This window comes from Psychrobacillus sp. FSL K6-4615 (assembly GCF_038008225.1).
Taxonomy (GTDB): domain Bacteria; phylum Bacillota; class Bacilli; order Bacillales_A; family Planococcaceae; genus Psychrobacillus; species Psychrobacillus psychrotolerans.
In genome coordinates this window covers 1,682,210-1,705,327 of sequence record NZ_JBBOYQ010000001.1, presented here as the reverse complement: position 1 = coordinate 1,705,327, position 23,118 = coordinate 1,682,210, and the positions used below count along the sequence as shown (strand labels likewise).

Sequence of the window (23,118 nt, the reverse complement as noted above, 5' to 3'; positions counted from 1 at the left end):
CTTACATACCTCCATTAAGTAAAGTTAAGAAGATGCTATTTCTTCCAAATAGGACCATCTTTCAATAAGTTTCTCATATTTGGCGTTAGCATCAGCTAATTGGTTTGTTATATCTTGCAGTAAAGTAAAATCAGCGCCAGCAGCTTGCATTTTGCCTTCTAATTGCTCGATTAACTGTTCTGCTTTCTCAATATCTTGACTAATAGTTTCCCATTCTCTTTGTTCTTTGTAGGAAAATTTTCTCTTTTCCTTCGGGATTTCCACTTTAATCTCTTCTACTATTTGTTTCGAAGATTCCTTTGGAGTTGTTTTCGGAGCATCAAGCATATCAGAATATACCCCTAACCACTCAGTTACAGTTCCATCCCCATTTAATAGCCATAGTTTTTTAGCAATGCGGTCTAGGAAGAAACGATCATGGGAAATGGTAATAATAACTCCTGGAAAAGATTCCATAAAGTCTTCTAATACAGACAATGTTTGGATATCTAAGTCATTAGTAGGCTCATCCAAGAATAGAACATTCGGCTGCTCCATTAACATTTTTAAAAGTACTAATCGTTTCTTTTCTCCACCTGAAAGTTTCCCTATCTGTGTACCATGTGTGTTTAATGGGAACAAGAAGCGTTCCAACATTTGCGCTGCAGAGAATTTTTCCCCAGAACCAGTTTCTATTAAATCAGATGATTCCCGAACATATTCGATCATTCTTGTTTGGGGATTCAGTTCGGGTAACTGCTGCGTAAAATGCATCAACTTAACTGTTGAACCTTTTATAATTTCGCCAGAATCCATAGGGATATCACCGGCAAGCATTTTAAGAAGTGTACTTTTCCCTACACCATTTGGACCTACTATACCAATACGATCGCCCGCTTGTAACAAGAACGAGAAATCCTCTACGATATTTTTAGTGTCGAATCTTTTAGATATATCTTTACCTTCTAACACTTGTTTTCCAAGTCGAGTTGTAACCATTTCCAATTCTAAATTGAGTGATGAATTGTCACGGTCTAAACTTGCATCTATCTCTTCAAAGCGATCTTTTCTTGCCTTTTGTTTAGTAGATCTTGCTTTTGCACCTCTACGAATCCACTTTAATTCATTACGATATAAATTTTGAAGTTTCTGCTGAGAGGAAGCGTTCATTTCTTCTCGTAATGCTTTTGACTCTAAATAATCTGCATAATTTCCTGTATGGGTATATAAAGTCTTGTCTGCAAGCTCGTAAATATGAGTTGCCACTGTATCTAAAAAGTATCGATCATGCGTTACAAATATGATTGAGCCTTCTACTCTTTGTAGCATATCCTGTAACCAATCCGTTGACTCTTTGTCTAAATGGTTTGTAGGTTCGTCCAATAGTAAAAGGTCCGCTGGTTCGATTAACACTTTTGCTAGTGCTACTCTTTTTTGTTGACCTCCAGATAGATGCAGGATAGATTCTTCAAACTGCGTTATACCTAACTTTGTTAGAGCAGTTTTAGCCAATGAATTGACATCCCACGCTTGATAATCATCCATTTTTTGTTGTAAGTCCATCAACGTATTTTGAAGTTCCGTCGAATCGGAGTTCTCCATTAATGCCAACAAAGCTTCCTCGTATTCACGGTTAATCTTTAATATAGGAGAATCTCCACCAAATACAGTTTGAATCACTGTTTCATCTTTTTCAAATGTTGGCTGTTGCTCTAAGTATGCCACACGATATTTGTTCGGATGATCTCGTTCAATAGAATCCGCTTCTAATTCGCCAGCAATTATAGAAAGAAAAGTAGATTTACCTGTACCGTTTATACCTATTAAGCCCGCTCTATTTTGGTTGTTAATAGTAAAGGCAATATTTTCGAATAGAGTTTTTTCCCCAACTGTTTTTGTTAAATTAGATATGATTAAATGACTCATAGTTGTTCACCTGTTTCTTTACGTAAGTTTTGTAGAAATAGTTCCATGAAGGCATGACGCTCGACTGCAAGCTCTTTTCCTTTTTTGGTTTGCATTCCTTCAGATAGCTTTAATAGTTTTTCATAAAAATGTGTTACCGAGGCTGTTTCCTTCGTGCGATATTCTTCTACGGACATATTATCTCGTGGTGTTTCAGATGCATCATATAATAGTCTACCTTTTGCCCCGCCAAAAGCAAATGTGCGGGCGATACCTACTGCTCCTATAGCATCCAGTCTATCCGCATCACGTACTATTTTCGCTTCTATCGTCTTCGCTTCTACTTCATGACCTCCACTAAAGGAGACTGCTTTGATCACTTCTTTTACATGAGCTATTTTATCATCTGATAAGTTCAGCTGTTTTATAATTCTTTCTTCTTCAAGCTTTTCTTCTGTTGAATATTTTGGATCACTCACGTCATGGAGTAATACAGCCAACTCAATTATCTCTCTATTTGCAGATGGTTCACTATCTGCAATATCAAAAGCATTTTTACGTACTCTTTCTATATGTTGAAAGTCGTGACTTGCATCAAAGTGCATGTACACTTCTTTAACTAAATTCTCACATTGCTCAATAGAATTCATCTTTGTATCTCCTCAGGTCTGATTCGCCTTCTCTATTATATACAATAAAGCTGCTCTACTGTACTATTTGCATTTATTTTACTAACACCTAGCTAAAATAGTTTTATTAGTCTAGTCAAATAGACTATGTCTCTTTTTAAAAAGCTCATATGTTATAGAAAGCCGGTTGTAATTAATATTGCAATCTGGCTAACAAAGAGAAAGGAGATTATAAAATGAGTCATTGGAAATGCACACATTGTAAGTATGAATGTGAAGAGCCACCAAAAAAGTGTAAACGATGCAATAATCATCGTTGGGAGCAAGGGGAAGAAGAAAACAGCTGGGATTCCACTGAAAATAGCGAGGATACAACCGTTTTCCAAGGCGGCGGTCAGTTTTCGTCTGTTGAACAAGAGTCTGACGAATTAATATGGATAAAAGATTCTTGTAACGTAACCGTTCAAACCACAGATACACAAGCAGCAGTTTCACTGCAAGTTGGATTACAACTTGCTATAGCACTAGTTATTAGTATAGCAATTGGCGATTCTATTCAAGGTCAAACTGTTTCACAAGAATTATTCCAACAGTTTAACGATGAGCAAACGAACAAACAGAAAATTTATGTAGACAATTCAAAAGACGTCAATATTGTCACTACTGATACGGACCTGTCAGTTAATATCGAAGCTATGTTACAAGTTTTATTGGCATTAGTTGCAAGATTGGATATTCTTTAATCAAAAAAATTATAAACAAAAGAGGTGAATAAACACAATGGAGAAAAAAAAATGGAGAGCTTTAGATCATTGCGATGATCCGAGTAATAAAGGCAGTGATGTAGAACAGGACGGAAAACAAGTAGTATCTACGAAACAACAATCCTTCGAACGAATTATCGTAAAGGATTCGGAAGGTGTAGAAATACGTACGACAGATACACAAGTAGCCATCTCTCTTCAACTTGGAATACAAGCAGCTATTGCAGCTGTAATCAGTGTTACTATCGGTGATTCTGACCAAGGAAGAGCAGTAACCCAAGAACTAAATCAATTTATTAAAACAAAACAAAGAAACGTCCAAACTACGATAGTTGAAGGCTCTAGAAATATATCTGTAACAACTACCGATACCGATTTGGCAGTAAATATCCAGGCAATGCTTCAAATTCTAGTAGCAATCGTTGCAAAACTAGATATTCTTTAATGTCAATTGGTTATAACCAATCATTTAAACTATTCAATTCCCCTAAAGCTGCATATGCTAATATGCAGCTAATTTTAAATGAAGGAGTGAACAACTTGAGTAATTTACCTGAAAAACCAATAAATATTTCAAACAAGGTGATTGACCTTCTAGTAGATGATACCCTTAGAAGAAATGGTATTGATCCCGAAAACATCAAAAAAAAATTAACAGATCATCAAAAACAGCAGCTAAAAGATTTAGTAGAAGATTTAACAAAGCAAGTAAATACTTTTACTGAACAACCTACGGAAAAAAAGAACTTATAATAACTATTCACAATACTTCCGTGACCTTATAATTCCAGTTAAATTATCTACTCCCATAAGTACTTCTATTAGTTATAAAACTATTTGAGTAAAATCCATAAATTATGTGAAAATTCGACATATTATTGACGAAGACTGACAATTCAAGTATAGTTTATGTATCCATTTATAGAATTCTTAGTGGATTAAGGGAGGAACGTTTATGCAACAGGGGAAAGTAAAATGGTTTAATAATGAAAAAGGGTATGGTTTCATCGAATATAACGATGGAGAAGATGTATTTGTCCATTTTACAGGAATTCAAGGTGATGGATTTCGAGCATTAGATGAAGGACAACAAGTAACGTTCGAAATAATTGAAGGAAACCGTGGACCTCAAGCTGCAAACGTGATAAAAAACGAATAGAAACGCTTCTTCCCGCGGCAAAATAGTCGTGGGGCTTTTTTTATTTTGAACCTTTTAGTTTACTTCCGATTTGTTTAATACTTTCACCAACCGTACATTGTTCTATACAAAATCTATAAGCAATTGTTTTACCGCTTTCTTTTCGTAATTGCGTTCGGATAAAGCAACCATTACAATAAGTATCGGATAAATTATCAATTTCATTTATTAGTTCTGTATTTTTCATAAATCACTACTCCTCACTATTTCACAATTGTACTATTATGTTTCTTTTATGTGTAACTATTCCCGCATTCCATCAAACTAGATATATCCATGACTTTATTAAAAAAGGTGATCATCATGTTAGAAGTATATATTGACGGTTCGACCACTGGCAATCCAGGACCAAGTGGTATAGGTGTGTTCATTAAAGGCGAAGGACATCACCTGAGATTCAGTGAATTCATTGGAGAGTATTCCAACCATACTACTGAATTTATAGCGCTACAAAGAGGGTTAGAAGAAGCCAAAAAACTTTCCCCCTCTATTGTCTCTGCAAGGTCAGATTCGCAAATCGTTTGCGCTGCAGTTGAAAAAAGATACGCAAAGAATCCAGAATTTGCAGCTATTTTAGAGAAAATTTTAGCCATAACCGATACATTTGACCTTTTCTTTATAAAATGGATTCCAGACGACCAAAACAAAGCAGCCCATGCACTTGCGAGAGATGCTGTATTAAAACAACTGCCTAAAAAGTAAGAGGCAGTTGTTTTTAACTATATTCGATTAATACTCATCTTATTATACTTCCTCTTGTTGTGTTTGCTCAAAATCTAATTCGATTTCCACCTTAGTTTTATTCATAAAATTCACAATAACCTCATCACTCCCAAATAATTGAAAAACAGAAAGTAGTGGGTTTTTCGGTTTATTTATAGAAGTATAAATGAATTTCGTCACTTTGTCACTTTGGCTTTCTAATTCATATTCCGTTGTTATTTTGAAGCGATTATTAAGAATAAAGCTTTCTTGAAATGCTTTATAATTGGATTCATTTGTATATTTTTTAATCGTCACTTCGTATTCTTCCGTTAAAGAGCCATTTTGATAGCTTTGTTTTATCATCGTACCCACGATAGATTCTGTTTGCTGAACTATTACCTCATCAATTACTTTTGGAAATATTTTTTTCTTCTTGGCTATATTCCCGTAAAAGTAAGGCCAAGCGAATTCGATTGGTACATTTAAGAGAATCTCTTTTTTCCATTTTTTCATATGATTATCATCCTATTCTATTTTCGATAACATTTTTAGTCCTATTCAAAATATTACTATAATCATAGCATATGAACCAAAATAATAGCTTACTGTTCCCTAGATGAAATTAGACAAACACAAAAAAACAGACTCTCTAATGAGAGCCTGTAAAGTTAAGTTTTAGGTTTAATTAAGCTTTAACTACGTTAGTAGCTTGAAGGCCACGTTGACCTTGCTCGATTTCAAAAGTAACTTCTTGACCTTCATCAAGAGATTTGAAACCTTCGCTTTGAATAGCTGAGAAATGTACGAATACGTCGTCTCCGCCATCGCGTTCGATAAATCCGAATCCTTTTTCTGAGTTAAACCATTTTACTTTACCTTGTTCCATGTGTATATCCTCCTCGTATGCAAAATCTGCATACATTGTGTTACTATCCTTGCTCAACACTGTTAAGTAAAAGTGTTGCCACTTACTTACTAACCGAACAAAAATAATCCTCTTTAAATATACCATGCATTATCAGATAATGCAACAATTAGACATGAAATTTTTTAGTGTATTCTAACAATGCTCCAATCGCTCCACTATAGCCGTGGTGGTCTAAAAAGATCGGTTTTTTCAGCTTTAAAACCGTATAGGATTCAATGATTTGCTGGAGTAATTCATTGTCCTCGAGTGTGGTGCCTATGTATATAATATCCTCCACGTGATGGGCATCTGCGACTTGGATACAAAGAGATGCAACGACTTCTCCAATAATTCCTTGAACACCCGCTAGCAAATCGGAAGGGCTAGTATTATTACTGTTATTAAGGGAAATACCACCAAAATTACTTGCCGTTAAAGTGCCTTTTATCGGTAGCTTATTATCTTTGTAAATATCGCTTACTAAAACATCTATGGCAGTCCTCTTACCATCCCGTGATTGGTTGATAATTTCATCAAAATCGGATATACCTGTCAAAGCCATACCCAAACCTAGAAGAGTCCCCCCACCAATGCCTGTACCACCCAATCTTTTATGGGAGCTTTCTTGCATAATATGTATAGAAGTACCTGTTCCAATATTTGCTATAATTGCAGCCTCGGGTTGGTTAGATCCGCTCTGCATTTGATACATTACACCATTCATTGTCGCATCAAATTCGACGATATACGGTATTTCCTTGTTAGTATTTAAATATCGTTTTAATTGCTCCGCACGACCACCAGTGACGCAGATAGAAGCATTCGGATGATTTGAGTCAATCCAGTCCTTCACTTTATGGAAATCAGATGAACGAAACCGTTTGAAGTCCATCTCATTAAATTCATCCCAATAAGCAATTTTTGTTAATGTTCCACCTGCATCAATACCGATTCTAGTAGTCATTCTAATTCCCCTTTATGTTAAGACACTTACTTTATCCATGATCCTACAATAGGATAATTGAAGCTATCTCCTGTAATCGCTTTAACAATTCCAATAATCGGAACTACAAATGCCATTATACCAAAAATGATTAGCATCGGAATACCAATTAAGATAAAAACTAAAAAGAAAGAAACTGTCAATAATGCAGCCATAACTAGTTGAAACAGAACCGCTTGTATGGAAAGCTTTTTAATTTCTTCATCATTTACTACTAAAAATAATATAAATGGAACTAGAAAAGGGGCAAACCATGTACTTGCATGTAGCAAGATTTTCAAACCTGTGTTTTCCATTTTCACTCACTCCTTTCTTCATAATTATACGACTATACTAGCTAAATAGTTTCATTTTTGAATTTTATAAACACTTTCACCTGCAATAACTGTTTGCACTATTTTAGTAGATAGAATATTTCCCTTTTCAAGGACATTATCTAAAATAGTAAAATCCGCATCATACCCTGGCAATATGAATCCTCGGCTATTTTCTCTTCCAATTGCTTTTGCACTACCTGATGTATATAAGGATACTGCTTCGTATACCGTTAAAGCCTGTTGGGGTAAGTGAACATTATTAACTGCTGCTTCAATTCCTAGCAAAGGGTCAGCTAGTTCTATAGGTGAATCAGATCCTCCTGAACAATCTAATCCTTCATCGAGTAATGATTTCCAAGCATATGCCCAGGGTAAGCGAGTAGTTCCAAGTCGTTCTGTTGCCCAAGGAAAATCCGAAGCTACGAATATTGGTTGTAAATCCAATATAACGGAAAGCTTTTTCATACGTTCAATTAGATCCACACGTAAAACATTAACATGTATTAACCGATCCTTTTTCCCAACTGTCACAGGATACTTTTCGATTAAGTCTAATACTTTTTCAACAGCTTCGTCTCCTATAACATGAACTGCTATATTCTCCTTATACCTACGAGCTAGCTTCACTAAGTCTTCTAGCTTTTCTGGGCTATGAACCTCTATTCCTCTTTCTCCCGGTTTATCTGCATAATCCTCAGACAATAATGCTGTTCTACCACCAAGCGAACCATCTACAAATATTTTCATCGCTCCGAATTCGATAAAAGCCGATTCCTCTTCATCCTGCATCTGTTCAAAAACATCATGATGACGTAATAAATGAACTCTAAATCCACTTTTTACAACTTCTCGGTATGCTTGTAAAGGAATATTATAGTGCCCGTAATAAGCCATGTCTTCCGAATGGACACCGGTTAACCCCTTCGTTTGCAAATCCTCAATACTAGAAGTAATAATTTCCTTTAAATAATCAGTAGTGGGTGATGGTATATAATCTGTGATTAATCGCTGTGCCTCATCATAAAACAGTCCATTTAGTTCCCCCCTCTCATCTTTACCGATTATTCCACCAGTAGGGTTTGGAGTGTCTTTCGAAATACCTGCTAATCTCATAGCTTTTGAATTCGCTACCAGATTATGTCGACATACTCGTTTAAGCACTACAGCCGTTTCCTCAATGAAGTCGATATCCATACAAGTTAATGGGCGCCCTTCTTTCAATTTATTGTCGTCCCAGCCCTCCGTCACATACCATTCTTTGTTCTGAATATGACCAACTATCGCTTCTTTTATTTTACTAATCGAGGTAAAACTAGATAAGTCTAAATAAGATAATTTCTCACCATGACCGATTAAGTGAATATGGCTATCTACAAACCCAGGATACATGACACTTCCATCTAAGGATTCCATTTGATCTGCTAATGGGAGGAGATCTTTTTTGAAACCTGTACTAATAATGGTCCCATCCTCCACTAATACTGCTTCGACGAAATCCCCTTCAGATTTCATCGTGAAAATCTTCCCATTTGTCCATAATGTCTTCACTGTTATGTCCCCTTTCTACGTTCGTTCAATTCATCAACTAATAGTTCTGCTGCTTTTCGATAAGCATTACTCATATTGGAAAGTGAAGCAATTAGTAATATAAGTTGATCGTTTTCATCTGCCTCCTGATTTTCTACTACAATCTCATGGGTTTTCATCTCTTCTAGGAAGTTTTGGGCATTGTTTTGTTGAATTATAATCCATGACCTGTAAAATTTCTCTAAAAGAAAATCCTCTGATTCCATTTTATCATTTAGTGGCTCTAACACTGATTTAATATCTTTAATAGAAAGAGCACCTTTCAACTGATAGATCAAATTGATCAACATTATATGCTTCTTAGAATATCTTTTATTTTTTATAGGGATAAACAACTTTCCCTTTGCGTAATTATTGATCATTGTTTTAGTTAATACTTTTTCCTCTTCATTGCGCAAAGTGTCATTATACTTTGCATCAAATAACTGAATCACTTGGTCCATATACAAGTCAATAATGGGAATATCATCTTCATGAATGGTGGACTCTAAATCTAACTTTTGAGCAATGTCTTCAGATTTACTCATTACCGTACCTCCTGTCAATACATTATGTTTATCATAACTTATTAAATATCCAACGTAAACCTTGACTAAGTGGTGTAATAGCAATATATTTATATGTAGTTATTAAAACTATATATAGAGATAGGAGTAATTTAAATGAATACATATATAAGAGAGCCTTTTAATAGTCTTTCACACTTGTTTGGAGCACTATTTGGGCTAGCGGGATTACTACTATTGTTAGTAAAAGGAATAGAAAATAATAGTTCCCCCTTAACTTTAACTGCACTTATTGTTTTTGGAGTTAGCATGATTTTGCTATATACAGCTTCCGCTACATATCACTGGTGGATAGGAGATGCCCGAAATATAAAGTTTTTAAGACGCTTAGACCATTCCATGATATATATTTTAATCGCAGGTACATACGCTCCATTTTGTCTGATTACATTAAATAACACTGCTGGCTATGTTCTATTTATTATAATTGGATTATTAGCAGTAAGTGGTATTTGTTTTAAAATGATCTGGTTTGACTGCCCGAGATGGGTCTCTACTGCGATTTATATTGGCATGGGGTGGATGATTATCTTCTTAGCGCCTACTTTAGCAGAATCACTAGGGTCTACAGGTTTACTTTATCTGATTTTGGGAGGGATCTCTTATACTATTGGAGGAATTATTTACGGGGTAAAACCAAACATTCCATTTATAAAGAAATTAGGATTTCATGAAATATTTCATATTTTTATATTGTTAGGGACATTGTGCCACTTCATTTGTGTTTATGCTTATGTATTGTAATGAAATTTTACTATTAGTTTAGCTTCAGAAATTCATAATTTTATATTTTCAAAAATTGATTTTCGTGAAGCTCATCACTCGGTGAAAGTGATAAGCTTTACGAAAAATAAGTATTCCCTTGGTTTAGGTTTCTTTACCTATTTCACTTTCCCTACAAGCAAAGTTGGTTCAAGCTCTATTTCCACGTTCCCTCTAAGAGCTCTACTAATCATGCAAGTATCCTCTGCTTTCAATAGTAAACGTGTGGCCATTTTGGAATCTTTTTCATTCACTATCACTAAAGTTGGTCGATGGATTATTTTTTTGTATGTGAAAATGCCATTGGTTACATCTACTACAGCTGATGATTCTACAACAAGGGATGTCTTTTCTATACGACTTCTCTCGAGCATGGCAGCAAGTGTGATAATATAACAGGTCGTTGCCGCTCCTAGCAGCATTTCATCTGGATTGGTACCTTCCCCAGGGCCATCCATATCTAATGGAATCGAAATTTTTGTTTGGAGATTTTGTGCTTGAATCGTTCCTATATCATTACGATTACCTGGCCAATCCGCTTTTAAATGAAAATAATGTTCTACCATATTTATCAATCCTCTCGTTTTTTGCATATTCTATTGGAAATATCATCATGTTCCAGTATGATTAGTTAGGGAAAGAAGGCGAATTTATTGTTAAAGAATTATGGCAAAATTGCAATCTCCATTATTTTTATTTCCATGTTTTTACTCATTTTAGGAGTTAGATATGTACTTGGTCAAGACTTAGTTATTATGAATGTGCTTGCGTTCGCTGCATTTTCCGTAGTAATCGGCGTATTAGCGGGTTCCTTGCTATTGTATAAATTGCACAAAACATTTTATATTTTTGCTATTGGATTATTCATTGGATTTTTTGAAATGTATCGTTCTTTTATTACTGGTCCCAAGGAATTTGGTGACTTAGCGGGAATTCTTTCCTTGTTCATCTTCACTGCTTTTGGATTTGTAATCGGGCTAATTGTGGAAGCTATCTATTATTTACTAAAAAAGAACGAGCAAAAGGATTAAATACAACATCCTTTCTGCTCGTTTTTTATGTTGCCATTATGGTAATATTACGCCCATTGGATTTTGCTTCGTAAAGAGCTAAGTCAACCCTATGCATAATTGCGTTTATATTCTCACCTTGTTTATACTCACCAACTCCTAGAGAAATTGTAATTTTTTTCTGAATAGGCGGGATCGAATCTTTAACCGTTTTTCTTAAACGTTCACCCAAAATATATGCTTCCTGAATATCCTTTTTTGGAAGTATAATGATAAACTCTTCTCCTCCAAGTCGAATACACTCGTCTTGATCACTACATAAGTTCTTCAAACTTTTGGAAACAAAATGGAGAACTTGATCCCCAGCAAGATGCCCAAATTCATCATTAACTTTTTTAAAATGATCTATATCTATCATGATTAATGAAAAAGCGATATTATTATTCACTAATTCATCGAGCAAAAAATCAGCATATCTTCTATTTTTCAACCCTGTCAATGAGTCCGTAACTGATAAAGCCTTCATAATATCAACCGTTTCTTCTTGTTTTTTTCTATAATTATCTATTGTTTCTGTCAGTTGTTTAGCCTCAAAATACCATGTAGGAATGTCTAAGGATAACTCGCGATCATCTTTTCCACGCATAGTATAAATGGCTAACTTTCGTAATGGGGAAGCTAACTTCGTTGAGACGTAAAATGCAATAACAATAATTATAAGAATTAACGGCAAAGAAATAGTAAATATCGTAAACATAATTCCAGATAAAGGTTTAACGGCACTACTAAACGGGGTCTGAGAGACGACTCCCCAGTCACTTTTCTTTATATATGTATAACCCGCAAGAAATTTCTTTCCAAGTGTATTATCTATCTGCAGAGCGCCACTTTTCTCTTCCATTAACTTCTGAACAACAAGGTTAGTTTCTACAGATTGTCCAATTCTACCTTTATCCGGATGATAGATTAAAGTTCCATTCCCGTCAACCACGAATACATAAGAACCATCTTCCGAATAATGTTCAGCAAGAATATTATGGAGAAAATTTCCTTCTTCCAAATATACCGTGCCATTTAGCATCCCTAAATACTCCCCACCGCCTCCAAACAATGGAGTAGTAATTAGTATTAATAATCTACCCGTTTGAGCATAATACGGTTTAGAAATAAATGCCTCTTTCCTCGAGATAGCTTCATTTACACCTGACGAGGTAATTACGCTCCCAACAATTCCAAGATTCGGTGTAGTTGCAATGACGACTCCTTGGTTATTGATAACAGATAAAGAGTTGAAGTTTTTACCACTTATATTTAATTGTTCTAGTATGCTTGTGATTATAATGGGGTTGTCCATGTTCTTAACAACATCAGACTTCCGAGCTTCCAAATTGCTTTGCATATTAGAAAAAGATTCATCTGACAATTGCGCCAATTTCATAGAGTACACCCTATTTTGCTCTAGAGAGTTTTCTATCAAGCTTTCTTTAGTTACAAAATAACTGGAAGTTAGCGTACTAAATATTATTCCAAACATAGTAAAACATATAAGTGATATAATCCAAAATCTTAAAGTTTTCAATAAAACACTCCTTTTAAAAAAACAATCCTAATTAATAATTAATAACTATCATATAACATTAGAACAAAAAAAACTACGACTATATCTAGTCGTAGTTTACTATTAATGCCCACCCAGATAGGCAAGTTTAACTTCTGCGCTGTTTTGTAAATCCTGCGCTGACCCTGAAAGTACTACTCTTCCGGTTTCAATAACATAACCACGGTTTGCAATTGATAAAGCCATATTAGCATTTTGCTCGACTAACAAAACGGTAGTACCTTCATTATTAATATCTTTAATCACTTGAAATATTGTTTTTACCATTAAAGGAGCAAGCCCCATAGAAGGCTCATCTAATAGTACTAGTTTAGGCTTTGCCATAATCGCTCTTCCCATCGCTAACATCTGTTGTTCTCCCCCTGAAAGAGTTCCAGAATGTTGTTTCTTACGTTCTAATAACCTCGGGAAGATTTCATACACTTTTTGCATATCTTCATGAATACCTTGTTTATCTTTTCGAAGAAATGCGCCTAATTCTAAGTTTTCTTCAACTGTTAGATTCGCAAAAACACGTCTTCCTTCTGGAACATGGGAAATTCCAGCCTTCACAATCGATTGTGCTTGTTTGCCTGAAATCGATTTATCCAGAAATTCTATTTTGCCTTTTTTAGGTTTCAGCAAACCAGAAAGAGTTTTTAGCAGCGTGCTTTTCCCTGCCCCATTAGCGCCAATCAATGAAACAATTTCTCCTTGGTTAACAGTAATGGAAACATCACGGAGTGCTTGAATATTACCGTAAAACACATCTATATTTTCTATTTTAAGCATTGTCATCGTGAACTTCCTCCCCTAAATAAGCCTCTATAACCTTAGGATGGTTACGGATCTCTTCTGGTGATCCTTCCGCAAGAAGTTGACCATGATCGAGTACATATATTCTTTCACAAACGCCCATTACTAAATTCATATCATGCTCGATTAACAAAATAGTTAAATCGAATTTTTCACGAACAAATCCAATTAGATTCATTAAGTCATGTGTTTCCTGTGGATTCATACCTGCTGCAGGTTCATCTAATAATAGTAACTGAGGTCCTGCTGCTAATGCCCGAGCAATTTCCAATCTTCTTTGTTGACCATACGGAAGATTTTTGGCTAGTTCATCTTTATATTTCTCCAATTTAAAAATCCTTAGGAATTCTAATGCTTTTTCTTCCATCTCTCTCTCCCCTTTGAAATGAGAAGGTAGTCGAAGAATAGAGCTTAACATCGAATGGGTAGCAAGAGAGTGATAAGCAACTTTTACATTATCTAATACAGTTAACTCGTTAAAGAGACGAATATTTTGAAATGTTCTACTTATCCCTTTTCTCGTAACTTTAAAAGGCTGTAGTCCATTTATTCTTTCCCCATTAAATAATATATCCCCTTCAGTAGGTACGTAGACACCAGTCAATAAGTTAAAGCTTGTAGTTTTTCCAGCTCCATTAGGGCCGATTAATCCGACAAGTTCTCCTTGGTTCAACTTTAGGTTTAAGTTTTGTACTGCCTTTAAACCACCAAACTGAATGCCAGCATTTTTCACTTCCAGTAAAGGTTTATTTTCCATGCTGATCGCCTCCTTTTGGCGTTCTCCAAAGCTTGAAATAATCCGTAATTTCCATCGTACCCATCAAGCCTTTCGGACGATAAAGCATAACAAGAATTAATACAAGACTATAAATAATCATTCGTGTTTCAGGATATCCTTGAAGATACGTGGAAACAACCGTCAATAAAATTGCGGAAAGTACGGCACCGGAAAGACTTCCTAACCCACCAAGAACAACAAATATTAAAATATCAAAAGATTTTAAGAATCCAAATTGACTTGGTTGAATGATATAAAAGTTATGAGAATACAAAGCACCTGCAACTCCAGCAAAAAAGGAGCCAATCGCAAATGCAGCTACCTTATAATAAGTAGTATTGATCCCCATCGCATCAGAAGCAATTTCATTTTCTCTAACAGAAATTGCAGCTATCCCATGCCTTGAATTAGTAAAGTTGACGATTACTATAATGGTGATGACAAGGCAAACAAAGGCATATGTCCAAGTCGTCAAATGTGAAACCTGCATTCCTGCAGCCCCACCAACATAGTCAATATTCAAAAATACAATGCGAATAATTTCTGCAAAACCAAGTGTTGCAATTGCCAAGTAATCCCCTTTTAATCTCAAACTCGGAATACCGACAATTAGTCCCGCTAAAGCAGCAACCATTCCTCCGACAATAATAGCAACGATAAAAGGCAAATCCAATTTCATCGTTACAATTGCTGAGATATATGCTCCTACCGCTAAGAAACCAGCATGACCTATAGAAAATTGTCCCGTAATTCCAATTACTAGATGTAGGCTGACCGCTAAAATTATGTTGATAGCTATAAATATAAATGTATTAGAATAAAATTGATTCATCGTTCCATTTGCAATAAAAAATTGAACCACTGCATAAACCAATACTGCAGCTATAATAAATAGCCAAAACTGTTTTGACTTTTTCATAATTATGTATCACCTACACTTTCTCTCGTGTATTTTTTCCAAAGATGCCAGATGGTCTAAAGATTAGAATTAATATTAAAATGACGAATGCGGCAGCATCTCTCCATAAAGAGAACCCTAAAGCACTAACAACCGTTTCCACCACTCCAAGTACTAATCCACCTACCATTGCTCCAGGGATTATGCCAATTCCACCAAGAACGGCTGCAACAAATGCCTTCACCCCTGGTATTACCCCCATTAACGGATCGATCTTTGTATAATACACACCGAATATAACACCAGCTGCTCCTGCTAAAGCTGAGCCAATTGCGAAAGTTGCAGATATTGTATTGTCAACATTTATTCCCATCAGTTTAGCTGCTTCCGTATCATGAGAAACGGCCCTCATCGCTTTTCCAGTTTTTGTTTTATGCACAATAAACTGTAACAGAATCATTAATACAACAGATACCGATAAAATAAGAATAGACTGAATGCTAATTTGTGCACCTAAAAATGCAAATGAACGATTGGAAAACACATCTGGATACGCTTCTGGTTGAGCTCCTCTAATATAAATGACGCCATACTCTATTAATAGCGATACACCGATTGCAGTAATAAGCGCTGCTATTCTTGTAGCATTTCGCAAGCGTTTGTAAGCAATTCGTTCAATAATAACTCCGAATAACGCACAAGCTGCCATCGAAATAATAAGCGCTGGAAAGAAGCCTAAATTAAACACTGTAATAGAATAGAATCCAATAAACGAACCGACCATGAACACATCCCCATGTGCAAAGTTGATCAGTTTAATAATTCCATAAACCATCGTGTAACCGAGGGCGATTAAAGCGTATATACTCCCGAGTGAAATACCGTTTATCAATTGTTGAACCCATTCCATAATTTTCACTCCTATAACTTAAGATTTCAATAATTTTAGAAATAGAAAAGGAGGGATATCAATCCCCCCTATTAATCATAAGAATCTTAAGGATTAACTTTCGTTTTAAATACTTGCGCTCCATCTACGAATTCAATAATCGTAGCCGATTTGATCGGATGGTGATTTTCATCAACAGAGTATAATCCTGTTACAAGTTCCAATTGATCTGTAGCTTCAATTGCTTCTTTAATTTTAGTTCCATCTGTTGAACCAGCACGCTCAATTGCATCTTTTAATAGATAAACTGTATCATACCCAAGTGCATTGAATGAGTTAGGATCTTTACCATATTTTTCTTTAAATTTGTCAGAGAACTCTTTCGCTTTTCCATCTGGATCTTCAGATGAATAAGCAGTAATAATGTATGAATTATTTAAAGCATCCGCTCCAGCTAAGTCAACAAGTGTTGGAGAATCCCAACCATCTGCTCCCATTAATGGAACTGTGATTCCTAATTCACGTGCTTGCTTAACAATTAAACCAACTTCTTCATAATATCCAGGAATAAATACAAATTCAGGATTAGAAGATTTAATACGAGTTAAATTTGAACGGAAATCAGTATCTTTCGCCACATATGATTCTTCTGCAACAATTTTCCCTCCAGCTGCTTCAAAATCTTTAATGAATGCTGCTGCAAGACCTTTTGCATAATCACTTGCGTTGTCTGCATACACTGCTGCTGTTTTAACTTTTAACTCATTAGCAGCGAAGTTTGCAGCTACCGTTCCTTGGAAAGGATCGATAAACGCTGTACGGAATGTGAATGGATTTACCTTTCCATCATCTCCTACTGTTACTGTAGTACTTGTTCCTGAAGGAGAAATCATTGGTGTTTTTGTGTCTGTTGCTATTTGAACCTGAGCAACGGAGTTACCACTAGTTGCAGCTCCAATAATAGCTGTTACTTTGTCTTGACTTGTTAATTTGATGGCTGCGTTTGTTGCTTCAGCTGCATCTGATTTATTGTCTACTTTAATAAGTTCGATTTGTTTCCCATCTATACCGCCAGCAGCATTGATCTCTTCAACAGCCAAATCGATAGCATCTGCTTCGGATGTTCCATAAGAGGCCACAGCTCCAGAAAGCTCAAGATTTGCACCTATTTTAATAGTGTCCCCACCCTCTGAACTATTTCCTTCTTCTGCTCCGCACCCAGCTAATATTCCGATCAATAAAGTAGATGAAAGGAAAAGTGATGCAAATTTCGATTTCTTCATATAACTACCCCCATTTTGTTTGATAATTCTGAATTTATAAGTCATACTACTCGCTCTCTCTTTTTAGCAAGCATAAACTCAAACATTATCATTTTGTAAGAACAACCCTATTGTAAAACAAACTTTAAATTCAGTCTATACTAATTTTTCTTCATTTTTAGAAAATTAACAATATTAGATTAGTATAATTATTTTAAGCAGTCGTTAAGTCCTTATAAAATAACGAGTTATAGGTCAATTTCCTTGTTCTATCATTCTAATATTTTCCTTAAAAATATTTTTTCAAGGATAGATTAAGCGATATATTTTATTATTTATACTAATATTACATACATTTTATGGTATAAATTGAATAAAATATATGTTTTTACTTTTCAATTAATTATATATATACTATTAATAGTTCGAAATCCGTAATAATGAGGAGAGATAAAATGGTAAACCATATGCCCAAGCGAGACGAAGTAAAGACAGAAGAAACTTGGAATTTAAATGATTTATTTCAGACCGAAAATGACTTTTCAGGAGCATTAAAAGAGATAGAACAAAATGCATTGGAGTTCAATAATCGTTACCACGGGAACATCCAAAATGCTACAGATGTTGTGGGTGCACTTATAGAATATACGAAACTATATGAGAAAATAGTACCTGCGGGAGCATTTGCTAGTCTTTCGTTAAGTACAGATCAAACAAATACCGACGCACAAATGAGAGCAAGTAAATTCGGTTCACTTTCCGCAAAGGTAAGCAGTCAATTATCTTTCTTAAATAGTGAACTAGTAGAATTACCGGAAGCAATCATTAAAGAAGCTATATCAAAATCTCCAGCTCACCAACTTTATTTAGATAAGTTACTAGCAAAGAAAAAATATCAACTTCATCCTGAGGTTGAAAAAACACTTGCTGCTTTCTCCGCTTCATTTGGAGCACCTTATAAGTTATACGATACTACCAAAATGCTTGATATTGCGTTTGATAATTTTGAGGTGAATGGTCAAGAGTATCCCCTTAGCTATGTGTCATTTGAGAATGACTGGGAAGGAGAAGCTGACACAGAAAAAAGACGAGCGGCATTCGAATCTTTTTCTAAAAAATTAAGAGAATACCAACATACTACCGCTAAAACGTATGATATGCATTTGCAAATGGAGAAAACAACATCAGATCTACGAGGCTATGATTCTGTTTATGATTACTTGTTATTTAACCAGGATGTTGACCGCTCTTTATATAATAGACAAATTGATTTAATCACGAAGGAACTCGCACCTCATATGAGAAAATATGCGAAATTGCTTCAAAAAGAACATGGACTAGAAAAAATTACGTTTGCGGATTTAAAAATATCTCTTGATCCCACATATGAGCCCAAAATATCCGTTGAGGAATCCAAAAACTATATTGATGATGCACTATCTGTTATGGGGGAAGAATATATTGAAATGGTCAATCGTGCATACGTTGAACGTTGGATAGATTTCCCTCAAAATGCTGGGAAATCAACTGGTGCATTTTGCTCTAGCCCCTACGGCAGTCATCCATATATTCTAATTTCATGGTCTAGTCGGATGAATGAAGTATTTGTTCTAGCGCATGAATTAGGTCATGCTGGGCATTTCTATTATGCAAACAAAGAGCAGAATATCTTTAACGCTCGCCCATCACTATATTTCATTGAAGCTCCTTCCACGATGAATGAAATGCTAGTGGCCAACCATTTACTAAAAAATTCGGATGACCCTAAATTTAAACGTTGGGTAATTTCTTCTATAGTAGCTCGTACGTACTATCATAATTTTGTAACTCATTTATTGGAGGCTGCATATCAACGTAAAGTGTATGACCGAATCGATCAAGGTTTAAATGTAAATGCACAAATTCTTAATGATTATAAACGTAGCGTTTTAGAAGAATTCTGGGGTGATGCAGTAGAAATTACAGATGGTGCTGAGCTTACGTGGATGCGCCAACCTCATTACTATATGGGATTGTATCCGTACACATATAGCGCCGGGTTAACTATCTCCACACAAGTATCCAAACGAATATTAGAAGAAGGACAAACTGCTGTAGACGAATGGACGGAAGTATTGAAGGCTGGAGGCACTAAATCACCTGTAGAGCTAGCGCAAATGGCGGGTGTGGATATTACGACGGATAAGCCGTTAAAAGATACGATCGCTTATATAGGTTCCTTGATTGACGAATTGGAATCATTAACAGAGGAAATTAATCAAAACAACTAAAATATTACTTGAATTGTAAAAAAGAGCTTGTGCAATAAAAGCTCTCAGACTGTAGACAAACTCAATCTTAGGTGTATAGAGTTGAATGTTAAACTCGGCAAGGCCCACCACTTCGCTTTCCGTGGGCTTGGCTTCAGCCTCCTCGTCACTACGAAAACATATGCTCCTGGGGTTACTCGTCGCAAAGACATTGGTCAAACAAAGTTCGACCAATGTCTTTCCTGCGGGGTCTTCAGCTCAAGCTATTCCCACAGGAGTCTTCGTGGTGAACCTTGCCTTATAAACAGTTCCAATAGAGTAATTAATATCTTACTTTTAATAAGATGAATAAACATCATTAGGGACATTTATTACTATTCATAACCGTTTATAAATATACCTTTGTCGTCAAACTGAGAGCTTGTGCTATACAAGCTCTTTTTTCTGTTTTATTCCTAGTACGTTATAGATGAAGTAGAAAAATAGGCAGTGATTACTCACTAAAATCTAGATTAATTGGTTGTTTCGGTAAGTTATCTTGGAAAAGCATATTTGTCGAATCTACTTTCTCATTGACTTCTTCAAAACGAAAACCATCTGCCCACACTTTTCCTTTACCAACAAGTAAAACGCCAAAGTGAATGGAAGCACTTTCTTCTGGAACATCTAAAACAATAGAATAGTGATTCCAGTCTGTAGTCCCATGAATAGAGCGACTATCCATATTGTCAAATTGAAGTGTATCACCAGAAACATTATCAACACGAAGCCAAGCACCACATTTGGTCACTTGTTCAGTCTTTAAGAAGCATGACATTTTTATTCTTTTATTCTTGTAATTTTCTGCCTGAAACCCTTGCATCATTGTCCCAAATTGTTGTTCATTTGCCTCACCTTTAGCAAAAAGCAAACCCGACTTTGTCCCTGTGTGAAAAACCTTATCATCTACCGTTAATTCATATAGCTCTGTATAAGAACCACTTAAGTTCCACCCATTAATCTGTTCCTGATTGTTCAAATCATTCTCCTCCTTTATTATTCGTACAGCTCTCATCAACTGGCGATACTTTCCTGGAGGCAAGCTGTACACTTCTTTAAACGCTCTTGAAAAAGCCTCTTGAGATTGAAAATGAAATAAAAAACCAATTGTTAAAATTGATTCTTCCGTTTCTAACAGAAGTGTCGCAGCCAATGCTAATCGGCGTAGACGTATATATTCCACAATTGACTTCCCTGTATCTTTTTTAAATAACCTGGATAAATGAAATTTCGAATATCCAATAACGGATGTGAAACTATCTAGATTAATATTTTCCGTCAAATTACTCTCTATATAAGAGACTGTCTTTCGCGTTATTTCACTGTAATACAACTCACTCACCTCAAGATAATCATAACGAATAAAAAGAAAGAATATTTGATAAATATTGCTATATTATCATAAAATAATAAAATAAACATTGGTCTTCTATTTTGCGACCAAAGAATTCGGATTGCGTGTCACATAAGATAATTTTAAGCATTATACGTGGATGATCGGCCGGACAGCGTCGGCCATATCGAAAACAACAACTATAGCTAAATTTAAATAGAAAGCCCTGAAAACTTTACTAATCGTAAAATTCTCAGGACTTTCTTTTTTTGAGAAGAGTTTTGTCCCCTCCTCATTTAAAATTTATGCTTCATTTGTTTATTTTTTAGATATATCTACTCGTTTGACAAATAGTGATAACACTAATGCTACAACTGTTACAAGAGTAGCGATGAAGAAAGTGAAATTGATCCCTTCTAACATTGCTTGAGCACCAAGTTGCATTTTAAACTGCGCCAAAGCATCTGTAGCAGTCGGCACATTTCCAGCTTTCGCTGCTTCTTCGAATAAACTTGCACCTTTTGATTCCATTCTAGCATTCATAATCGTGATGAATATTGCAGAACCTATAGCTCCTGAAACTTGCTGTAACGTGTTGTTGACTGCAGTTCCATGAGGATTCATCTTCATCGGTAATTGATTTAGACCATTTGTCATAATAGGCATCATTACCATGGACATACCTAACATACGGATTGTATAAACTGCCATGATGTAATAATAATCCGAATCTGCTGCTAAATTACTCATCATATATGTTGCAATCGTTGTAATTATTAAACCGATGACCGCTAACGAACGAGCACCGTATTTATCAAACAACTTTCCTGTTACTGGTGACATTAACCCCATTGCCAATGCTCCTGGAAGCATTAACAAACCAGAATCTAGTGGTGAAATACCGCGAATTGTTTGTACATACAAAGGCGTTAATATCATACCTGAGAACATTGCAGCTGAAACAACTACTGAAATGACTGACGATAATGCAAACATTGGATATTTATAAATACGTAAATTTAATAATGGTTCATCTAGTTTTAATTGTCTTAGGACAAAAATTACAAGAGCAATTACTCCGATTGCGATTGTACTATATACAATCGGTGCATCCCATCCTTTATCTCCTGCAGAACTAAATCCATATAATAGACCGCCAAAACCGATTGAAGATAAACCTAGTGATAAAATATCTAGTTTCATATCTTTGTTCGGAGTAATATTTTTTAACTTGAAAATCGCAAATATCAATACGATAACAGCCAATGGTAAGATTAACTCGAACAATACTCTCCAAGTGTAATGTTCAATGATGAAACCTGATAATGTTGGTCCAATTGCTGGAGCCATAATCATTACTAGACCAAATAATCCCATTGCTGTCCCTCTTCGTTCAATAGGGAATGCAGTCAACATAACATTCATTAACAAAGGCATCATTACTGCTGATCCTGCCGCTTGAATCATACGAGCTAATATAAGGACCCAAAACTCTGGTGCAATAGCCGCCAAAAATGTACCCAATGAAAATAAGGTCATTGCGGTAATAAATAACTTTCTGTTCGAGAACTTAGTTACAAAATACGCACTAGCAGGTATTAAAATACCATTGATAAGCATGTACCCTGTAGTAAGCCATTGAACAACTGATGCTTTAACATCAAATTCAACCATAATAGTAGGTAAAGCTACGTTTAATAACGTATTATTTAAAAAAGCTATGAATGCTCCTACAAATAGGATTGCAATCATGGCATATGGGGGTTTTTGTTGCGTTTCGTTCATTCTTATTTATCCTCCTAAAATTTTGTGCGTATTTTCCACTAGTTGTATACTACTTTGAACATTTTATACCCTTAGTCCAAAAAATGCAATCGCAAAAAACGCTTACATCTTTAATTTGTTGATTTAATAGTGTTTGTTTT

General features: G+C 35.4%; 26 protein-coding genes. 8 read left to right on the top strand and 18 right to left on the bottom strand.

Annotated elements, in window-relative coordinates:
- Nucleotides 1-24: 24 nt before the first annotated feature.
- Nucleotides 25-1,905: an ABC-F family ATP-binding cassette domain-containing protein gene (locus MKX53_RS08230; RefSeq protein WP_340910527.1), complete on the bottom strand. Its 1,881-nt coding sequence runs from the start codon at nucleotides 1,903-1,905 to the stop codon at nucleotides 25-27.
- Nucleotides 1,902-2,534, bottom strand: a complete 633-nt coding sequence (locus tag MKX53_RS08225; RefSeq protein ID WP_340910525.1) for an HD domain-containing protein — start codon at nucleotides 2,532-2,534, stop codon at nucleotides 1,902-1,904. Before MKX53_RS08225 ends, MKX53_RS08230 begins: the two co-directional genes overlap by 4 nt.
- A 215-nt stretch (nucleotides 2,535-2,749) precedes the next feature.
- On the opposite strand from MKX53_RS08225, the gene MKX53_RS08220 reads away from it, so the two are divergent.
- The 4 genes from MKX53_RS08220 to MKX53_RS08205 all read left to right on the top strand — a co-directional run bounded on the left by MKX53_RS08220 (nucleotide 2,750) and on the right by MKX53_RS08205 (nucleotide 4,436).
- Complete coding sequence (locus MKX53_RS08220) at nucleotides 2,750-3,256, top strand: spore coat protein (RefSeq protein ID WP_093534444.1); 507 nt, start codon at nucleotides 2,750-2,752, stop codon at nucleotides 3,254-3,256.
- A 37-nt stretch (nucleotides 3,257-3,293) separates the two neighbouring features.
- Nucleotides 3,294-3,722 carry a spore coat protein gene (locus tag MKX53_RS08215; protein WP_340910522.1) on the top strand — a complete coding sequence of 143 codons (429 nt, stop codon included), beginning with the start codon at nucleotides 3,294-3,296 and terminating at the stop codon, nucleotides 3,720-3,722.
- A gap of 95 nt (nucleotides 3,723-3,817) precedes the next feature.
- Nucleotides 3,818-4,030 (top strand): spore coat protein, encoded by a 213-nt coding sequence (locus MKX53_RS08210; RefSeq protein WP_340910520.1) that lies wholly within the window; start codon nucleotides 3,818-3,820, stop codon nucleotides 4,028-4,030.
- A gap of 202 nt (nucleotides 4,031-4,232) precedes the next feature.
- Entirely contained in the window at nucleotides 4,233-4,436 is a 204-nt protein-coding gene (locus MKX53_RS08205; RefSeq protein WP_093534448.1) for a cold-shock protein, read from the top strand.
- A gap of 40 nt (nucleotides 4,437-4,476) precedes the next feature.
- Here the strand turns inward: MKX53_RS08205 and MKX53_RS08200 are convergent, their stop codons facing one another.
- On the bottom strand, nucleotides 4,477-4,662 hold the full coding sequence (locus MKX53_RS08200) for a zinc-finger domain-containing protein (protein WP_093534450.1): 186 nt from the start codon (nucleotides 4,660-4,662) through the stop codon (nucleotides 4,477-4,479).
- 116 nt (nucleotides 4,663-4,778) lie between these two features.
- Between MKX53_RS08200 and MKX53_RS08195 the strand changes: the two genes are divergently transcribed.
- Nucleotides 4,779-5,177, top strand: coding sequence for a reverse transcriptase-like protein (locus MKX53_RS08195; RefSeq protein WP_340910518.1), 399 nt, complete (start codon nucleotides 4,779-4,781; stop codon nucleotides 5,175-5,177).
- Between the two features lie 42 nt (nucleotides 5,178-5,219).
- Here the strand turns inward: MKX53_RS08195 and MKX53_RS08190 are convergent, their stop codons facing one another.
- The 6 genes from MKX53_RS08190 to MKX53_RS08165 all read right to left on the bottom strand — a co-directional run bounded on the left by MKX53_RS08190 (nucleotide 5,220) and on the right by MKX53_RS08165 (nucleotide 9,521).
- Nucleotides 5,220-5,693, bottom strand: coding sequence for a hypothetical protein (locus MKX53_RS08190; protein WP_340910515.1), 474 nt, complete (start codon nucleotides 5,691-5,693; stop codon nucleotides 5,220-5,222).
- Nucleotides 5,694-5,865: 172 nt separating this feature from the next.
- Entirely contained in the window at nucleotides 5,866-6,066 is a 201-nt protein-coding gene (locus tag MKX53_RS08185) for a cold-shock protein (RefSeq protein WP_093534456.1), read from the bottom strand.
- Between the two features lie 148 nt (nucleotides 6,067-6,214).
- Nucleotides 6,215-7,051 carry a type II pantothenate kinase gene (coaW, locus tag MKX53_RS08180; RefSeq protein ID WP_340910513.1) on the bottom strand — a complete coding sequence of 279 codons (837 nt, stop codon included), beginning with the start codon at nucleotides 7,049-7,051 and terminating at the stop codon, nucleotides 6,215-6,217.
- Nucleotides 7,052-7,077: 26 nt separating this feature from the next.
- Entirely contained in the window at nucleotides 7,078-7,386 is a 309-nt protein-coding gene (locus MKX53_RS08175; protein ID WP_093534460.1) for a DUF4870 domain-containing protein, read from the bottom strand.
- A 51-nt stretch (nucleotides 7,387-7,437) separates the two neighbouring features.
- Nucleotides 7,438-8,955: an amidohydrolase gene (locus tag MKX53_RS08170; protein ID WP_340910511.1), complete on the bottom strand. Its 1,518-nt coding sequence runs from the start codon at nucleotides 8,953-8,955 to the stop codon at nucleotides 7,438-7,440.
- Nucleotides 8,956-8,957: 2 nt separating this feature from the next.
- The gene (locus MKX53_RS08165) at nucleotides 8,958-9,521 is read right to left on the bottom strand and encodes a DUF1836 domain-containing protein (RefSeq protein WP_340910508.1); all 564 of its coding nucleotides are present in this window, start codon (nucleotides 9,519-9,521) and stop codon (nucleotides 8,958-8,960) included.
- A 135-nt stretch (nucleotides 9,522-9,656) separates the two neighbouring features.
- Here MKX53_RS08165 and trhA point away from each other — a divergent pair, with 135 nt between their 5' ends.
- Nucleotides 9,657-10,304 (top strand): PAQR family membrane homeostasis protein TrhA, encoded by a 648-nt coding sequence (gene trhA / locus MKX53_RS08160; RefSeq protein ID WP_340910506.1) that lies wholly within the window; start codon nucleotides 9,657-9,659, stop codon nucleotides 10,302-10,304.
- Nucleotides 10,305-10,441: 137 nt separating this feature from the next.
- Here the strand turns inward: trhA and MKX53_RS08155 are convergent, their stop codons facing one another.
- Nucleotides 10,442-10,888: an OsmC family protein gene (locus tag MKX53_RS08155; protein ID WP_340910504.1), complete on the bottom strand. Its 447-nt coding sequence runs from the start codon at nucleotides 10,886-10,888 to the stop codon at nucleotides 10,442-10,444.
- Between the two features lie 87 nt (nucleotides 10,889-10,975).
- Here MKX53_RS08155 and MKX53_RS08150 point away from each other — a divergent pair, with 87 nt between their 5' ends.
- Nucleotides 10,976-11,353, top strand: a complete 378-nt coding sequence (locus tag MKX53_RS08150; RefSeq protein ID WP_340910502.1) for a hypothetical protein — start codon at nucleotides 10,976-10,978, stop codon at nucleotides 11,351-11,353.
- Between the two features lie 25 nt (nucleotides 11,354-11,378).
- Here MKX53_RS08150 and MKX53_RS08145 read toward each other — a convergent pair whose 3' ends face one another.
- The 6 genes from MKX53_RS08145 to MKX53_RS08120 form a co-directional block, all read right to left on the bottom strand.
- Nucleotides 11,379-12,866 carry a sensor domain-containing diguanylate cyclase gene (locus MKX53_RS08145; protein ID WP_340913297.1) on the bottom strand — a complete coding sequence of 496 codons (1,488 nt, stop codon included), beginning with the start codon at nucleotides 12,864-12,866 and terminating at the stop codon, nucleotides 11,379-11,381.
- A gap of 147 nt (nucleotides 12,867-13,013) precedes the next feature.
- On the bottom strand, nucleotides 13,014-13,721 hold the full coding sequence (locus MKX53_RS08140; RefSeq protein WP_340913296.1) for an ABC transporter ATP-binding protein: 708 nt from the start codon (nucleotides 13,719-13,721) through the stop codon (nucleotides 13,014-13,016).
- Nucleotides 13,714-14,502 carry an ABC transporter ATP-binding protein gene (locus tag MKX53_RS08135; protein WP_340762194.1) on the bottom strand — a complete coding sequence of 263 codons (789 nt, stop codon included), beginning with the start codon at nucleotides 14,500-14,502 and terminating at the stop codon, nucleotides 13,714-13,716. The genes MKX53_RS08140 and MKX53_RS08135 overlap by 8 nt, the downstream gene beginning before the upstream one ends.
- The gene (locus MKX53_RS08130; RefSeq protein WP_093534476.1) at nucleotides 14,492-15,442 is read right to left on the bottom strand and encodes a branched-chain amino acid ABC transporter permease; all 951 of its coding nucleotides are present in this window, start codon (nucleotides 15,440-15,442) and stop codon (nucleotides 14,492-14,494) included. The genes MKX53_RS08135 and MKX53_RS08130 overlap by 11 nt, the downstream gene beginning before the upstream one ends.
- Before the next feature lie 13 nt (nucleotides 15,443-15,455).
- Nucleotides 15,456-16,331 (bottom strand): branched-chain amino acid ABC transporter permease, encoded by an 876-nt coding sequence (locus MKX53_RS08125; protein WP_093534478.1) that lies wholly within the window; start codon nucleotides 16,329-16,331, stop codon nucleotides 15,456-15,458.
- Nucleotides 16,332-16,417: 86 nt separating this feature from the next.
- On the bottom strand, nucleotides 16,418-17,593 hold the full coding sequence (locus MKX53_RS08120) for an ABC transporter substrate-binding protein (protein ID WP_093534480.1): 1,176 nt from the start codon (nucleotides 17,591-17,593) through the stop codon (nucleotides 16,418-16,420).
- Between the two features lie 434 nt (nucleotides 17,594-18,027).
- Here MKX53_RS08120 and pepF point away from each other — a divergent pair, with 434 nt between their 5' ends.
- Complete coding sequence (gene pepF / locus MKX53_RS08115; protein WP_340910500.1) at nucleotides 18,028-19,842, top strand: oligoendopeptidase F; 1,815 nt, start codon at nucleotides 18,028-18,030, stop codon at nucleotides 19,840-19,842.
- 472 nt (nucleotides 19,843-20,314) lie between these two features.
- Here pepF and MKX53_RS08110 read toward each other — a convergent pair whose 3' ends face one another.
- On the bottom strand, nucleotides 20,315-21,193 hold the full coding sequence (locus tag MKX53_RS08110) for an AraC family transcriptional regulator (RefSeq protein WP_340910498.1): 879 nt from the start codon (nucleotides 21,191-21,193) through the stop codon (nucleotides 20,315-20,317).
- Nucleotides 21,194-21,511: 318 nt separating this feature from the next.
- Nucleotides 21,512-22,978: a DHA2 family efflux MFS transporter permease subunit gene (locus MKX53_RS08105; protein WP_093534486.1), complete on the bottom strand. Its 1,467-nt coding sequence runs from the start codon at nucleotides 22,976-22,978 to the stop codon at nucleotides 21,512-21,514.
- Nucleotides 22,979-23,118 lie beyond the last annotated feature (140 nt).

What these genes read in the sequence shown, in the direction of transcription:
- MKX53_RS08230 (WP_340910527.1), bottom strand. Translation starts at nt 1,905, where the DNA reads ATGAGTCATTTAATCATATCTAATTTAACAAAAACAGTTGGGGAAAAA.
- MKX53_RS08225 (WP_340910525.1), bottom strand. Translation starts at nt 2,534, where the DNA reads ATGAATTCTATTGAGCAATGTGAGAATTTAGTTAAAGAAGTGTACATG.
- MKX53_RS08220 (WP_093534444.1), top strand. Translation starts at nt 2,750, where the DNA reads ATGAGTCATTGGAAATGCACACATTGTAAGTATGAATGTGAAGAGCCA.
- MKX53_RS08215 (WP_340910522.1), top strand. Translation starts at nt 3,294, where the DNA reads ATGGAGAAAAAAAAATGGAGAGCTTTAGATCATTGCGATGATCCGAGT.
- MKX53_RS08205 (WP_093534448.1), top strand. Translation starts at nt 4,233, where the DNA reads ATGCAACAGGGGAAAGTAAAATGGTTTAATAATGAAAAAGGGTATGGT.
- MKX53_RS08200 (WP_093534450.1), bottom strand. Translation starts at nt 4,662, where the DNA reads ATGAAAAATACAGAACTAATAAATGAAATTGATAATTTATCCGATACT.
- MKX53_RS08195 (WP_340910518.1), top strand. Translation starts at nt 4,779, where the DNA reads ATGTTAGAAGTATATATTGACGGTTCGACCACTGGCAATCCAGGACCA.
- MKX53_RS08190 (WP_340910515.1), bottom strand. Translation starts at nt 5,693, where the DNA reads ATGAAAAAATGGAAAAAAGAGATTCTCTTAAATGTACCAATCGAATTC.
- MKX53_RS08185 (WP_093534456.1), bottom strand. Translation starts at nt 6,066, where the DNA reads ATGGAACAAGGTAAAGTAAAATGGTTTAACTCAGAAAAAGGATTCGGA.
- coaW (WP_340910513.1), bottom strand. Translation starts at nt 7,051, where the DNA reads ATGACTACTAGAATCGGTATTGATGCAGGTGGAACATTAACAAAAATT.
- MKX53_RS08175 (WP_093534460.1), bottom strand. Translation starts at nt 7,386, where the DNA reads ATGGAAAACACAGGTTTGAAAATCTTGCTACATGCAAGTACATGGTTT.
- MKX53_RS08165 (WP_340910508.1), bottom strand. Translation starts at nt 9,521, where the DNA reads ATGAGTAAATCTGAAGACATTGCTCAAAAGTTAGATTTAGAGTCCACC.
- trhA (WP_340910506.1), top strand. Translation starts at nt 9,657, where the DNA reads ATGAATACATATATAAGAGAGCCTTTTAATAGTCTTTCACACTTGTTT.
- MKX53_RS08155 (WP_340910504.1), bottom strand. Translation starts at nt 10,888, where the DNA reads ATGGTAGAACATTATTTTCATTTAAAAGCGGATTGGCCAGGTAATCGT.
- MKX53_RS08145 (WP_340913297.1), bottom strand. Translation starts at nt 12,866, where the DNA reads ATGTTTGGAATAATATTTAGTACGCTAACTTCCAGTTATTTTGTAACT.
- MKX53_RS08140 (WP_340913296.1), bottom strand. Translation starts at nt 13,721, where the DNA reads ATGCTTAAAATAGAAAATATAGATGTGTTTTACGGTAATATTCAAGCA.
- MKX53_RS08135 (WP_340762194.1), bottom strand. Translation starts at nt 14,502, where the DNA reads ATGGAAAATAAACCTTTACTGGAAGTGAAAAATGCTGGCATTCAGTTT.
- MKX53_RS08130 (WP_093534476.1), bottom strand. Translation starts at nt 15,442, where the DNA reads ATGAAAAAGTCAAAACAGTTTTGGCTATTTATTATAGCTGCAGTATTG.
- MKX53_RS08125 (WP_093534478.1), bottom strand. Translation starts at nt 16,331, where the DNA reads ATGGAATGGGTTCAACAATTGATAAACGGTATTTCACTCGGGAGTATA.
- MKX53_RS08120 (WP_093534480.1), bottom strand. Translation starts at nt 17,593, where the DNA reads ATGAAGAAATCGAAATTTGCATCACTTTTCCTTTCATCTACTTTATTG.
- pepF (WP_340910500.1), top strand. Translation starts at nt 18,028, where the DNA reads ATGGTAAACCATATGCCCAAGCGAGACGAAGTAAAGACAGAAGAAACT.
- MKX53_RS08105 (WP_093534486.1), bottom strand. Translation starts at nt 22,978, where the DNA reads ATGAACGAAACGCAACAAAAACCCCCATATGCCATGATTGCAATCCTA.